Source organism: Sphingomonas sp. CFBP9019, assembly GCF_034045155.1.
Taxonomy (GTDB): Bacteria; Pseudomonadota; Alphaproteobacteria; order Sphingomonadales; family Sphingomonadaceae; genus Sphingomonas; species Sphingomonas aerolata.
In genome coordinates this window covers 13,215-26,786 of the sequence record NZ_JAXCWK010000001.1, presented here as the reverse complement: position 1 = coordinate 26,786, position 13,572 = coordinate 13,215, and the positions used below count along the sequence as shown (strand labels likewise).

Below are 13,572 nucleotides of genomic sequence, written 5' to 3'. Positions count from 1 at the left end.
ATGATAAATTGCGGTGATTATATAATCGCGTCGGTCGAGGGCGCCGCAGGACACAGGAAAGGATCCACCGCATGGCGATGAAACACTGGCTCTTGCCAATGATACTTGGCGTGTTGCCGATCTCCGTCGTCGCGCAGACGAGTGACGCAGACACGCCCTATGCCAGCGATCCGGTGGGTATCGTCGCCGACCCCTGCCCGCAACATCCAGCACCGGCCGATGCAGCCGGCTGGGCAGCGTGGAAACGGCATATGCTGACCCGCGACTTTGGCCAGTTGTGCCGTTACGCGGCGGATAATCGCGCGCTCGCCGGCAAGACGGTCCGCGTCGTGTTCATGGGCGATTCGATCACCGACAACTGGATCCATGCCGACGCGGCATTGTTCTCGAACGGCGTGGTCGATCGCGGGATCAGCGGGCAGACGACCCCGCAGATGCTCGTCCGGTTCCGCAGCGATGTCATCGCGCTCAAACCGCGGGCAGTCCACATCATGGCCGGGACCAACGACATCGCCGGCAACACCGGTGCCGCAACGATAGAGACCGTCGAAGGCAATATCCGGAGCATGGCCGAACTCGCGCGCGCGCACGGGATCAAGGTGATCCTCGCCTCGGTTCCCCCCGCCGCCGCCTTTCCCTGGAGCCCCGACAAACGCCCGGTCCCGCAGATCGCCGCGCTCAACGACTGGCTGCGCGGCTATGCCAAAGCCAATGGCTTCACCTATGTCGATTATCACGCCGCACTCTCGACGCCGGCGGGGGCGATGAAGCCCGGCTACGCAACCGACGGCGTCCACCCGACCCCGCAAGGCTATGCCGTCATGCGCCCCCTCGCGACCGCGGCGATCGCCAAAGCGCTCGGCGGGTGACATTGGGAATTTCCGGTCCCAGCGCACACAACACGGCCTGAGGTTCACCGTGGCGAACCTCCGGCCGGTGGCGCCAAGTGCGCGTGTCATGATCAAGCAATGATGCGATGCAGAGGCTTTCCATCCTCAGCGTCACTCCAGTGCTGGCACCAAATCAGGCGTCCGGGCTTTGGAACTGCTTACATCGGAATGACGCGCTGAGCCGTCGCGCTCGCGGTTTCGAGAAGCACTTCCACCGCTGCATCGCTGATACGCCTAGCCGTTTCGAGCGCGGCGGCTGGGGTAAGCACAAAGTCCACGTCTGCAGGGCCGCGTACATGGACCACAGACCCTTCTGGGCTAGCATCGCTCGGCTCGTTGCCTGACGTCATACTGAGGCTTTCCCCGGGCTTGTTCGTCACCCAATCCCTTGCCTGAACGATCGACGTAAAAATCCGTGTATTTGGGTCGGGAATGCGTCCGGCTTGCAAATCTGCAAATCCCAACGACGACACCACGGCGGTTCTATCCGCGTTGAGATGTCCAAGTCGCGCAACCATTGCGCGCAGCGCCTTGGTGACAAGCAGATCCCTGGGCACCGTGGCTCTGATTTCGATAATCAGCGATGTCGGCCGCCCCGAGACCAGAAGCCGTTTCAGCTCTTGCCGAAATGCCGGCTCAAACGTCGCCACCGTCGCGGCTGTCCAAACGCCTTTCTGGATGACCGTCAGAAGCGGTATCGCAGGCTCCAGATCGAAACGGAACATTGGTCACTCCCCCAGATAAGCGGGAGCACTCCAGCGTCTCTCAGCCAACGGGACGCCGTTGATGGTAGCTTTCGTAGACTTAAGTTAGGAAGTTCGCACCAACAATCTATATCCTTTGAGTCAGTTGCCCCCCAGCCGCCCCCGTTCCGCCTCATACGGCGGGAGAGCTTCCCGACTGGTCCGGTAATCCGAAGCGCACCTGGAAGGCCCGCAGCGGAAAGCCTGGATGCCCCGCGCCACAATATTTCAAGGGAACAATGTCCACATGGCCAGAATCTATCTCGCGTTTCTTGCGTCGGCAATGTCCGGTTTAAATGAGCTCGTCTGACGGCGGTAAAGCAAAAATTGTTCACTTTTTAGGTCATCTACTTTTCTGACTACCTTACGGACTAAGGACGCTAAACCGGGATATCGTTGATTGAAAAACATCGGCCTATAGATACTTAACGAACTCGAAGCTTAGCTAACTCGCAAGGATATTTTATAGATCGGATTTAGCGCCTCGTTGATCAATTCCGATCAGGCGTGTCTGTTGTCGGGTCCATAAGCCGCGCCCTTGCTGGACCGGTACGCATCGGATGCATATATTCACCATGCGCCAGCTTCTGATCGGATGAAGCCATGGTCTTGTTGACCTATCTCATCTCGTGAATGTTATCGTTGTGACGGTCATTCCAGTGTTGATCGCGCGCGACGTGCCGGCGATGACGGCGTGCTACGGAGTCGACAGTGCTGCACGACGTATCCTTGCATGCCTTTACGCGACCATCGCAATGGCCAGCGCCGTCGCGCTGATCGGCCAGGCTTCGGGCAATACGACGTTGTCGATCGCCATCGCCGGCGTCTTGTTTCCGATGCAGATCGCCTACAAGCTGATGACCATACCGGCGGTCGGTTGGCGCAATCCGGTGGTAAAGAGCAACCTGGCCATCGCGCTGCTGCACACGGCAACCTTAGCTGCGATTTGGCATGAGCGCGTTTTGGACGCGCGAGGAGAATAGCATTTCAAACGGCAGCTACCAGGATCGTCGCCGGGCGCCTGACCGCAAACATGTCAGGCCATCAGCAGCCTCGCCTTGCTGTACGTTAGTCTGATGTTCGCCGAGGGAGGACAGTGGAACGGTGGCTTTCGGGACGGCGGCCGGCAATAGCCGACATCGCGGCGATGCCTCTTCAAAAAAGATACAATATTGAGAAAGCCTTAGCAACGAGGCGCAGTTAACGGCTCTCTAGCTCGCCCTCGAAGTCATGATGGCCGAAGCGCGGGTGCGGTTCCTTACGCCCCACTCGCACAGGGGCAGCAGAGCCTCGATCAGCGTCGTGCCGAACGGCGTGACGGTGTAATCGACCTTGGGCGGCACCTCTGCATAATCGTGACGAACCACTACGCCTGCCGAAACGAGTTCACGCAACTGCTGGATCAGCACCTTTTCACTGATGCCGGCAACCGCCCGCTTGAGATCGCCGAACCGCCTCGGGCCCGAGCGGAGATGATACAGGATCAGCGGCTTCCATTTGCCGCCCATGATGGCCAGCGCGACATCGAGGCCACAGTCACTTGCAGGGTCAGATCGGGGAACGTTCATCAAGCCTCTTTGACACTTACCTTTAGGTAGGTTCTACCCGCAGTACCAGTGCCGGTCCATATCCCGGAAACGTGCGCGACGGGATCGATCGTCTTTTCCGTCGCCACGATGGAGCTTGGACATGACCGACACCCCGACCATCCTGATCTATGCAACATATCGCATCCAGCTCAGCGACGTGGAGGCGTTCCGGGACATCGCTTCGCGCATGGGGAGCGCAGCCAGGCTGCGGGACGGCTGTGTATTTCTCGACGTTACGGAGGAAGTAGGTTCCGCCGGCTCGTTCCGCCTCATTGAAGCCTGGCGAGACCAGGCGGCGTTGAACGCGCACCTTTCCACGCCCGATTTCAAAGCGGTATTCGAAGAAGCCGGGAAACTCGACATCATCGACCGTCAGGCGGAAGCCTATTCGATTTCGGGCAGAGCGGTGCTTGATATGCCGTCCTGAGCTGAAAGAACGCGGCATCCGCGTGAACGTCGTCTCGTCCGGGAGGCACTGAAACACGTCTTATTCGGTACTATTTTGACGCAACGCCGGGAGCTGACGAAGAGCTGATCACAGGCGTTCCACTCCGGCGCCTGGGGCGGCTTGAACTTGTCGCGAGTGCCGTCCTGTTGCTGGCGTCGAGCGAGAGCGGCAAGGGTGCTACGCGAGACTTGGGGATGCTCCACAACGAGATTACGCGGCAGGCCCCGCCCCCACGGCGAGGCCTGCCGGGGATCAGAACTGCCCGCGGATACCTAGGCTGATGCGGCTGCCCGAGGATTCGTAGATCGCCGGAAAGGACGGATCCATCGTGTAGCCGGTGGTCTTCGCATTCCCGACATTGATGCCCTGCAGCTCGACACGGACGTTGCGCGTCACTTGATAGCTGGCGGCGACGTCGAACTGGCCATAGGCATCGCGGTAGACCGGATACATGTTTCGCTCGATCCGCTCTACATAGGCACCCTTGCGGTTGTACGAGACGCGCAGCGACAGCGGTCCCTTGTCGTAGAAGACCGTGGCATTGTAGGTCTTGTCGGCAAGGCCGATCGGCGAGGTATCGATGCCGAGGTCGGACTGACCCGTCAGCGAACTGTCGAGGAAGGTGGCGTTGGCGTTGACGCCGAAGCCGTCCGCCCAGTCCGCAATCATGCCGAACGGGATCACCGCGTTCACCTCGACGCCGCTAACCTTGTACGCGCCCTTGGCGTTGACGGGCTGGTAGACGTCGAAGTCATAGACGCCGTTGACCGTGCCGTTGGCGTTGTAGACCGTCACGCCGGGTACCTCGCCGGTCAGCTGGCTCTGCACCACGCCCTTGATCTTCTTCCAGAAATAGGACGCCGCCAGAATACCGCCGCGCGGGAGATATTGCTCGAGGCCGACTTCCCACTGATCGGCAAGCGTAGGCTTCAGGCCGGGATTGCCATCGGTGTACCGGAAATTGCCGATGCTCGCGATCCGCTTGTACGCCAGATCGGTCAACGCCGGGCGGATCAGCGTCTTCGACGCGGCAGCGCGCAGGAACAGGCTGTCGGTCAGCTCGGCATGCGCGTTGAACGAGGGCAGGAATTTCTCATATTTGCCGTCGCTGGACACCGGCGCGGGGGTCAGGCCGATCGAGCCGCTCGGGTTCTGGACCTGCTGAAACCCTTCCGAATTGATCGTAGTGCGCAGATAGCGGCCACCCAGATTGACAAACAGCGGCACGGCCACGTCGAATTCGAAATCGACCATCGCATAGCCGGCGATCGTCTCTTCCTTGACCTTGTAATAGTTCGCATCGCTGAACGGCGTGACGAACCCGTCGGGCCGGAAGAAGTCGCGCGCATAGGCGTTCGAGACCTGCGCCCAGCTCAGGTCGCGTGCCTGGTAGTTCTTCCCGCCAACGATGTCGGTGACGGTCTCGAGCGGGCTGTCGCCCAGCTTGCGGGTGTTAACATAGGCGGTGCTGCCGCGGGTCGGACCCTGGATCTTCTCCTCGCCATATTGACGCTCGTTGGTCTTGTCGGTGTAGCGACCACCAAATTTGAAGCGCTTGAGCACCGACGAGTCGAACTGATAGCTCAGATCGATCTGAGCGGCATATTTGTCGTCCTTGATCTGTTCGCGCGTGGTCTCATAGGCTTCGAACAGATACGAATTCGGCGCATCGTACATGTCGATCGTCTTCGGATTGGCGCTCTGAATCGTTTCGCCGCCATTCTCGGTATAGCGCGTGCGCGAGGGCGCGTAGGCGACGTGCTTCAGATTCGCATAGTCGAGCGTCTTTCTGGCGCCGGAATAGCCACCCAGCGCATTGATCTTCCAATTGCCCGTCGTCCAGTTCATCTCCCCGCCGAACTGACGATAGTCGGTCTCGTTGATATATTCCTTGCTCAGGAATTCATGCTGCGTGTTGGTGTAGGAGACGTCGCGCAGCACGACGATGCCGCTATCGGCGAGCGTCTTGGCATCAAATTCGTGGATCGTCTCGAGCGTCGAATTGCTCGATGCCGAATAGCCGGCAGCGTCATATTCGTCCTCGGTCGTGTCGTATGATCCGAGAAAGGCGTCGAATGCCAGGCTGAAATCGTCACTCGGCTTGTACTGCACCGAGCCCGACAGGCCGAGCCGGTCCTGATCGTTCTGGTAGACGCGGTCGCCGACCTTATCGAGGAAGACGATTTTGTTCTTGTTGGCTTCGGTGAACGTCACGCCAGCGTCGCGCTGCAATACGGCGATCGCCTGGTTGCGGTAGACGGTGTTGGCGCGATCGGTCCAGCGCGCGATCGGGCGGAAGTTGATGCCCGAGTTGGAATCGGTGCGGTTTGTGCGCTGCTGCTTGGCGACCGAAACGAGCACGCCGAAATCGCCAAAGGTCTTGCTGGCGAGAAACGAGAAGTTGGGATCGATCTTTTCGGAGATCGAATTATACGCGCCATCAACGCTGCCGACCACGCGAAGCCCGGGGTTGTCGAACGGCCGCGCGGTTCGGATCAGCACGGAGCCGGCGATGCCGCCCTCCTCGTCCGCCGCCACCGGCGACTTCTGCACGGTGACCGACTGGATCAGTTCGGACGCGAAGATGTCGAACTCGACGTCGCGGCCGCCCGAGCCCGAGGCGGTCGCCAGCTTGTTGATGGACACGAAGGTGAATTCGCTCGGCAGGCCGCGGACGTTGACGCGCGTGCCGAGGCCGCGTTCGCGTTCGATCGTCACGCCGGGCACGCGCTGCAGCGCTTCGGAGAGATTCTGCTCGGGGAAGTCGGCGATATCGGTGGCGATGATCGAGTCCGAAAAGCCGATCGTGTTGCGCTTCATGTCGATCGCTTCTTCGAGGCTGCGGCGATACCCCGAGACGAGGATCTCGTCGCCCGTCTCGGCCTGACTGACGGGCGCCGCTACGGTTTGGGCAGCGGCCGGTGCCACGGACAGTGCTGCGGTCGCGGCTCCCAGGAGCAGGGACGTCATGCGGTCGACATCCTTCAAACTACGGATCATTGTTCGGTTTCCCCCGGTGCTGATATGCCAGTGACACCTCGCGAGGTGGTCGCTGGACGTGCGACTTCGCGCCCCGAACGTGTTGCGTTCGAGATCATGACAGATTTCATTTAATGGAACGGCAGTCCGCCTGCGGTGATACGTTGGCTCTAGCGCACGCGACGACTATTGATCGGGCAGACCAGACAATTCTTCATGCCGTCGCGTTGCAGCAGCAAGCGTACGCGTCGCCCGACTTTATCGCTTACATCGGCTTGTCAAAATGACGGACGCCAGCAACCAGCCAAGATCTAAAACATCGCGCCCCCAATTTCCGCATCCGGCTCCAGGCTGAATGCGGTAAACTTGTGACGTGCATGTTACGATGCGGCATGACTTGATCGTCACGTCGATGGCTGTGGCATATATTCGGATCAGCACGGCCAATGGCTGGACGTGATTTCCGCGTCAGGGCCCGAAGCTCCGGAAAGCATTTCCATATCGCTAGGTGTCTGAAAACACCGTGCCTGTCATTCTGGTGCCATCAAACGCAGCTAGGGAAAGCGCTTGCCGTGGAAGGTATTCCCGATGTCCAGCGCTACCTCGCTCGTTCCCCATCAAATCGTCGATTGCATGTCGACGGGCCGGTCCCCGACCGCTGCGGATCTGGACAATGTCGCTGCGCGGATGTGGCGCGAAGGCGCGCGTGACCGTTCGGCATTTTCCTGGGGCGAGCTTTCGCCCACGGCTGCCGATCGCATCGTAGCAATGCGGGCCGCGGTCCTCGCGTTGGAGGGCAGCGGTCTACGCTGAACCGCGCCCGTGCGATGCTCCGGATCGACGGCGCGTAGCCTCACGTTGCGTGCAGCGTCTCGAAGAAGCGCAACAGGGCGGCGTCGATTGACGATGCACCGTTTGCGACCAGCCGTGAGTCCATGCGGACCTTGGCTGCCATTCCCGTCGTGCTTTGCGTCGCGACGGATACATGCGTCACCAGACGCCCGATCAGATCCAGGTCTGTCGCGGTTCCATCCACGTTCCGGCTGATGGCCTGGCCGCTCTGCGCCTGTTCGCCGATGCTCGACGCGAGATCATTGGTACCGCGAGCCATGTCCTCGACCATTGCGCGGATATGCAACAGGCCGGCATAGGCTGCCCCGGTGCCGCGTTGCATGCCAGCTATCTGCTCCTCAATCTCGCCCGTAGCGTCCGCGGTCTGCGCGGCCAATGATTTCACGGCGTCGGCAACGACGGCAAACCCCTTTCCGGCCTCGCCGACACGGGCCGCCTCCATGGCGGCGTTCAGTGCGAGGAGCTTGGTTCGTGCAGCAATGGTCCTGATGACTCCGACGATGGCACCAATTGCACGGGCGTCATTCTGGACGTCGGTCATATCCTGTGCGAGCCGGGCTGCGCAGTCCGCGGCCTCTGCGCTGAGATCGGCAGACAGACGTGTACTCTGACTGGACAGACTTATCGCGCCCATAAACTGGTTCGTTGCCGCGGCAATATCCGTCGCTCCGTCGATCGCTCGCCTGACGGCTACGCCGACACTACCAAGCTCGCGCGTCGCGTCGGTCGAATGATCCTCGAGTTCGCCCGATGTCGTGGACAATTGTCCGGCTGCTCCGCGAAGCTCGGCAAGCACGTTCGCTATCTCGCCTTCCAACGTGGTTGCGGCCTGTCGGACGATGCGGTCACGTTCCGCCTCGGCGGTCTCTGCCGTGCGCCGCGCATCCTCGATTTGACGTTCGCGCTGAACCTCCGCCAACCGCTGCCGGCCATTATCGGCTTCCAACCGTCCGCGCTCCACGACCGAGGCGCGAAAGACTTCGATCGCGCGTGACATCCGACCGATCTCATCGGTTCGTTCTGCATGCGGCGTGCGACCTTCTGCATTCCCTCCAGCGATCACCGCCAATGTGTGTTCGATGTCCAGCAACGGGCGGACAATGGTCCGTTGGACGATCACCACCGTGCCGTAAGCGGCTAGTGCGAACAGGATGATGCCTGCCGCGACACTGATTGCGACCTCTTGCCGCTCCAGATCATGGGCGTTGCGGAACAGACGCTCGACCTCGACTTCCTGGGACGCGATGAGGGTATCGGCGATCTTGGATGCCATCCGCTCGTTGGGACGGACGTCATCGCGAAAGACGGTCCAAGCCCGATCCTGGCGATTCCTCGTGGCGTTGTTAGCCATGATCGCCAACTGACGTAATACGATGATCTGACTGGCGATATATGGGCTCCGTGCACTCAACCCTGCGATGGGGTTTCGCACCAGCTGGGCAAGCTGCGTCCGCATCTGGTTTGACCGTTTCGCGAATTTCCGATGGATAATCGCAAGTGCGCGAGGATCGCGTTCGAGCAGTAGGTTCAGCGCGTCACGCTGCAACGAGCGACTGATCGACCGCACCTCGATCAGGTTGATCCGAACGGTCTGGCCGGCATTCGCCGCATCGCGCGCCGTCTGAACACGGTCTCTGGTACCGTGCCCGATCAGGCCCAGCAGGCACACCAGCCCCAGCATGATGGCGACGGGTACCATCAGCCGTGCGACCATGCTCCGCGACCAGAGTCTTAACGTTCGATTTGTCATAGGCGGCCGCTACGGCGCGCATCTTAATCCTGTGTGACAGATGCTGAACAACGCAGGTCTGAAAGACCTGTTGTCAAAAAAACGGTGACGCCTGCAGTGAAGCAGCAAGCAGTCGCGCATCTCCGGACGGTGCTGGGGATGAGCGAGCGGCGGGCGTATGCTGTCGTCGAAGCGGATCGCACGAGAATGCGCTATCGCTCGTGCCGGGGGATGAAGGCGACCGGCGGTCGCGTCCCAAGCGCGCGCTCGAGGCCGCTACGCTTGCGCACCGTCACCTGCTCGTCGCGATACAACCGATACACGTTCTTCAGGTTCATGCCTCTCCTCTCGCGCCTGAGCGGGATCGCCAGCCGCCGGTAGCCGAACCAACGACGCTCGTTCGCGATCTCGCGCATCCGGACGCGGGCAGCATCGTCCTGCCCGCGAAGCGGCTCATAATGCCATGCCGACCGATTGACCCCGATAAGCCCGCAGGCACGCCCCTCGGAGAAACCGTGGTCAGCCATCAGCTCCTCCACTGCAGCGTAGCGCTTCGCAGACCGGATCAGTTTATTTCCAGCAGATCCTTCAGCCGACGGTTCTTGTCCTCGAGCGCCCGCAACCGCGCCGCCTCCGACACGGTCATCCCGCCGTGTTTCGCCTTCCAGTTGTAGAACGTCGCGTCACTAATCCCGTGCTTCCGGCACAACTCGGCGGTTTTCACGCCGGCCTCATACTCGCGCAGCACGCCAGTGATCTAATCCCCGGTAAATCGGCCTCGCCGCATCACTCGTCTCCATCTGACGAGCAAATTTACCAAGGGTATGATTTTTGGGAGCAGATCCGACCTCGTCGCATTTGCCAAGAAATGACGACAGCCGCGAAGCTTTCCCGCGGTGTCAAGCATGCCGAGGTAGCGCTGGATGCTGGCATCGACCTGCTCTATCCGGCGCCGGATCGTGACCGGCGTGAAATTACGGTCGCGCGCATTCACCGCGCGAGAGCGGCTCCCGTCCACCGCGACCGTGCCGCCCGCGATGAGGCCGAGCTGCCGACACAACAGCACGAACCGGCGACAGGCCGCCTGGATCGCAGCCCATGTCCGCGCCGAAAGTCGGCGATGGTCTTGATATCCGGTGCGAGCTTGCCCGTCAGCCACATCAGCTCGACGTTGCGGCCCGCCTTGTGCTCCAGGCGTCGGCTCGACTGAACCTGATTCAGATAGCCGTAGACGTAGAGCTTGAGCAACGTCGCCGGATGATAGCCTGGCCGACCCGTCGCAGCGGCGCCGGCAAACCCCAGCGTCGCCAGATCCAGTTCGTCGACGAACGCATCGACAATGCGCACGGTGCTGTCTTCCGCAGCGTCATCGTCCACGCAGAGCGGTAGAAAAAGCTGCTCCCGGCGGTCACACCCCTCGATGAAACCGACCCATCCGACGTCTCCAGATGACGCCGCCACGCATAGCATATCAAGACGTTTCTACGCAGCCTCGGTGGTAAGCGGGCGGTGGCTTTTGAGAGACTATCGTCGCAAGTGGACGTTCGTTCAGGCGGTCGGGTAAGGGGCCAACCGGCCGCTTTCTGGTCGGACGCGGACCGTCCTGATCCGGCACGAAGAGCAACGTTTCTGCCGCGTGTTCATGCTCGCGAGAGTGAGCGGAATTGGCTTATCGTCTCGCGCTGATTGCTGGCAAGGTGAACGAGGCATCGGCCCGTGTGAACGCTGAGGACCGCTCATCCAGGACTTGATCGTATCGCTATGCGAAGTTGCGATTGAACCATTTCCTGCCGGACAGACACTAACGGGCGAACAGGAGGACCGGAGTGACAGGGGTCGGGTCTGCGGCGCCGCGCGCCAAGGACGGACACGGTATCGGCGAGGCCGCGCTGATCGATCGCATCCGTGCGCGCGATCGGCGGGCGTTCGAGATGCTCTATCGCGCGTGGGACACCCGATTGTCACGCTTCCTCCTCAATTTGTTACGCCGCCCGCATCTCGTGGAGGAGGTGCGGAACGATACCATGATGGTCGTGTGGAACCGGATCGGAGGCTTTAATGGTGAGAGCCGGCTGTCGACCTGGATGTTCGGAATTGCCTATCGCCAGGGCCTCGCGGCGCTGCGCAAGCTGGACGAGCCGGTCGATGACGACCGCTCGGAAGCACTCGCCAGCGACGCCGCGACACCCGAGGAGAACAGCCGGGCGGTCCGCGTGAAGCTGGCGCTGGCCGAAGCCATCGAAGGCTTGTCCGTGTCGCACCGTGCCGTCGTCAACCTGACCTATTACCAGGACTTCAGCTACCGCGAGATTGCCGAAATCATGGATTGCCCCGTCGATACCGTGAAGACGCGGATGTTTCACGCCCGCCGCCACCTCAAGCAAAGCCTTCCCGGCGATCTGTCGGACTGGCTCTAGAACAGGACAATGACCCAGATCCTTCCCTTCCCCACCGACCGGCATGCCGAGGTGCACCTGCTGCTGCCCTGGTACGTCACCGGGCAGCTGGATGCCGTGGAGACCGCGTTCGTCGCCGAGCATCTCGCCGAGTGCGGTGCGTGCCGCGCGGATCTGGTGCAGGAGCGGCATCTGGCGGATGCGGTGGCGCGGGATACGGGTGAAACCGGCGATAGCTGGGCGGCGATGGCGGCGCGGCTCGACGCGACGGGCGGCGTGCCGGTCGCGACGGACGTGCCGCGACGCCGCACGCGCGATCCGCTGCGCGCGGTACGTCGCGCCGTCATGCGCCCCCGGACGCTACGCTGGGTAGTCGCAGCGCAATTCGTCGCCGTGCTGGCGCTCGGCGCGCAGACGTTGACGCAGCGATACGATGGGCGGCCGGGCGCGTATCATGTGCTGGGCAACGCAAGTGCAACACGCAGCGGCAACGTGCTGGCGATGTTTCGGCCCGAGGCGAGCGAGGCGGCGTTCCGTCGGGCGCTCCAGGCAAGCGGCGCGAGACTGGTCGACGGGCCGACCGCGTCCGGCGCCTATGTTCTTGCGGTACCGGGCGGCGCGGCGCTTGCACGGCTGCGGCGCGACGCGGACGTGACGATGGCGGAACCGATCGAACAGGCGCCCGCAAAATGAATCGCGCGCTTCTGCTCCTCGCGCTCGCGATCACGGCCACCCCGTCGATGACGAGCGCGCAGAGCCCGGCAGGCGCGACGGCCGCACCATCGGCGAGCCCCGATGCGATGGCGGATCGCCGCATCCTGGTGATGCTCAGGCTCGCCCCGGAGCACTATCGCCCGGGCACCGACTATGGCGGCGGCTACGGCGATCCGACGAGTGCACAGGCGCGACGCCGACTGGCGGCGCGGATCGCGCGCAAGGAAGGGTTGCGGCTGGAGACCGGCTGGCCGCTGCCGATCCTTGGGATCGACTGCATGGTAATGATCGTCCCCGAAGGCCGATCACTCGAGGGAACCGCCGAGCGGATTTCGCACCTTTCAGGCGTCGCCTGGTCACAGCCGCTCCACCGCTACGCGACGCAGGGCCAAGCGCCGGCCCTTTACAATGATCGCCTGTTCCGTGCGCAGCCCGCGACGCGCGGCTGGCAGCTGGCGGCGCTCCACCGGATGGCGACCGGCAACGGCATCACGGTGGCGATCATCGACAGCGGGATCGATGCCGGCCACCCCGATCTTCGCGGGCAATTGATGATCAATCGCGATTTTGTCGCCGATGCCGCGACCGTGGGGGCAGAAACCCATGGGACCGGCGTCGCAGGGATCATCGGCGCGCGGGCGAACAACGCGGTCGGAATCGCGGGTATTGCGCCTGGTGCGCGCCTCATGGGGCTGCGCGCATGCTGGCAACCCGGCGGCACCGCAGGAACGATCTGCGACACGCTGAGCCTCGCCAAGGCGCTGACCTTCGCGATCGAGCGCAAGGCGCGCGTCGTCAATCTCAGCCTGACAGGGCCGTTCGATCAGCTGCTCGCCCGGCTCGTCCAGGTCGGCATCGCGCGCGGCGTCGCGTTCGTCGCGGCGGTCGATCCGGAGACGGGCTCGGGCTTCCCGGCGGCGCTGCCCGGCGTTGTCGCGGTCGCAGACGATGGAGTGGCGGGAACGCGAACCGGGGTTTACATTGCCCCCGGGCGGGACGTGCCGACCACGGAGCCGGGCGGTCGATGGTATCTGGTCAGTGGAAATTCTTATGCGGCCGCGCATGTCAGCGGGCTGATGGCGCTCATGCAGGAATTGCGCCCCGGCAAGACGGGCCAGTCTTTTGTGTCCGCGCGCAGCGGCGGCGGCGTCATTGATGCGTGCGACACGCTCCAACACCTGGCGCGGTCCGGCAGCGCGCGCTGTTCCGTGCCGAATTAGGCGGCGGCGCGC

Annotated in this window: 12 protein-coding genes and 2 pseudogenes; 7 read left to right on the top strand and 7 right to left on the bottom strand. The window is 62.3% G+C overall.

Going from position 1 to position 13,572, the window contains the following annotated elements; translation table 11 throughout:
- Nucleotides 1–98 precede the first annotated feature (98 nt).
- On the top strand, nucleotides 99–869 hold the full coding sequence (locus SOM18_RS00110; RefSeq protein WP_235188350.1) for an SGNH/GDSL hydrolase family protein: 771 nt from the start codon (nucleotides 99–101) through the stop codon (nucleotides 867–869).
- A gap of 179 nt (nucleotides 870–1,048) precedes the next feature.
- Here SOM18_RS00110 and SOM18_RS00105 read toward each other — a convergent pair whose 3' ends face one another.
- Nucleotides 1,049–1,615 carry a hypothetical protein gene (locus SOM18_RS00105; RefSeq protein WP_031440429.1) on the bottom strand — a complete coding sequence of 189 codons (567 nt, stop codon included), beginning with the start codon at nucleotides 1,613–1,615 and terminating at the stop codon, nucleotides 1,049–1,051.
- A gap of 677 nt (nucleotides 1,616–2,292) precedes the next feature.
- On the opposite strand from SOM18_RS00105, the gene SOM18_RS00100 reads away from it, so the two are divergent.
- Complete coding sequence (locus SOM18_RS00100; RefSeq protein WP_320481124.1) at nucleotides 2,293–2,616, top strand: hypothetical protein; 324 nt, start codon at nucleotides 2,293–2,295, stop codon at nucleotides 2,614–2,616.
- A 228-nt stretch (nucleotides 2,617–2,844) separates the two neighbouring features.
- Here SOM18_RS00100 and SOM18_RS00095 read toward each other — a convergent pair whose 3' ends face one another.
- Entirely contained in the window at nucleotides 2,845–3,201 is a 357-nt protein-coding gene (locus tag SOM18_RS00095; protein ID WP_031440431.1) for a winged helix-turn-helix transcriptional regulator, read from the bottom strand.
- A 121-nt stretch (nucleotides 3,202–3,322) separates the two neighbouring features.
- Between SOM18_RS00095 and SOM18_RS00090 the strand changes: the two genes are divergently transcribed.
- On the top strand, nucleotides 3,323–3,649 hold the full coding sequence (locus SOM18_RS00090; protein ID WP_052380901.1) for a putative quinol monooxygenase: 327 nt from the start codon (nucleotides 3,323–3,325) through the stop codon (nucleotides 3,647–3,649).
- A gap of 273 nt (nucleotides 3,650–3,922) precedes the next feature.
- Here the strand turns inward: SOM18_RS00090 and SOM18_RS00085 are convergent, their stop codons facing one another.
- Together SOM18_RS00085 and SOM18_RS00080 are read right to left on the bottom strand one after the other, a co-directional pair.
- On the bottom strand, nucleotides 3,923–6,640 hold the full coding sequence (locus SOM18_RS00085; RefSeq protein ID WP_031440433.1) for a TonB-dependent receptor: 2,718 nt from the start codon (nucleotides 6,638–6,640) through the stop codon (nucleotides 3,923–3,925).
- Between the two features lie 862 nt (nucleotides 6,641–7,502).
- Complete coding sequence (locus SOM18_RS00080) at nucleotides 7,503–9,215, bottom strand: methyl-accepting chemotaxis protein (RefSeq protein ID WP_031440434.1); 1,713 nt, start codon at nucleotides 9,213–9,215, stop codon at nucleotides 7,503–7,505.
- Nucleotides 9,216–9,291: 76 nt separating this feature from the next.
- On the opposite strand from SOM18_RS00080, the pseudogene SOM18_RS00075 reads away from it, so the two are divergent.
- Nucleotides 9,292–9,461: pseudogene (locus SOM18_RS00075) on the top strand (IS3 family transposase); the annotation flags it as partial.
- On the opposite strand, the gene SOM18_RS00070 reads toward SOM18_RS00075, so the two are convergent.
- From SOM18_RS00070 to SOM18_RS00060, 3 genes and pseudogenes are all read right to left on the bottom strand, one after another.
- On the bottom strand, nucleotides 9,443–9,757 hold the full coding sequence (locus tag SOM18_RS00070; protein WP_152555467.1) for a hypothetical protein: 315 nt from the start codon (nucleotides 9,755–9,757) through the stop codon (nucleotides 9,443–9,445). The pseudogene SOM18_RS00075 and the gene SOM18_RS00070 sit on opposite strands and share 19 nt — an antisense overlap.
- A gap of 38 nt (nucleotides 9,758–9,795) precedes the next feature.
- On the bottom strand, nucleotides 9,796–9,978 hold the full coding sequence (locus tag SOM18_RS00065) for a transposase (protein ID WP_235188348.1): 183 nt from the start codon (nucleotides 9,976–9,978) through the stop codon (nucleotides 9,796–9,798).
- A 138-nt stretch (nucleotides 9,979–10,116) separates the two neighbouring features.
- A pseudogene (locus SOM18_RS00060) lies at nucleotides 10,117–10,700 on the bottom strand (transposase); the annotation flags it as partial.
- Between the two features lie 356 nt (nucleotides 10,701–11,056).
- Here SOM18_RS00060 and SOM18_RS00055 point away from each other — a divergent pair.
- Genes SOM18_RS00055 through SOM18_RS00045 form a run of 3 tightly spaced genes read left to right on the top strand, consistent with a single transcriptional unit; the run spans nucleotide 11,057 to nucleotide 13,560 of the window.
- Nucleotides 11,057–11,647, top strand: a complete 591-nt coding sequence (locus SOM18_RS00055; protein WP_320481123.1) for an RNA polymerase sigma factor — start codon at nucleotides 11,057–11,059, stop codon at nucleotides 11,645–11,647.
- A gap of 9 nt (nucleotides 11,648–11,656) precedes the next feature.
- Nucleotides 11,657–12,319: a zf-HC2 domain-containing protein gene (locus tag SOM18_RS00050; RefSeq protein ID WP_042466996.1), complete on the top strand. Its 663-nt coding sequence runs from the start codon at nucleotides 11,657–11,659 to the stop codon at nucleotides 12,317–12,319.
- Nucleotides 12,316–13,560 carry a S8 family peptidase gene (locus SOM18_RS00045; protein WP_320481122.1) on the top strand — a complete coding sequence of 415 codons (1,245 nt, stop codon included), beginning with the start codon at nucleotides 12,316–12,318 and terminating at the stop codon, nucleotides 13,558–13,560. The genes SOM18_RS00050 and SOM18_RS00045 overlap by 4 nt, the downstream gene beginning before the upstream one ends.
- Nucleotides 13,561–13,572: the final 12 nt, after the last annotated feature.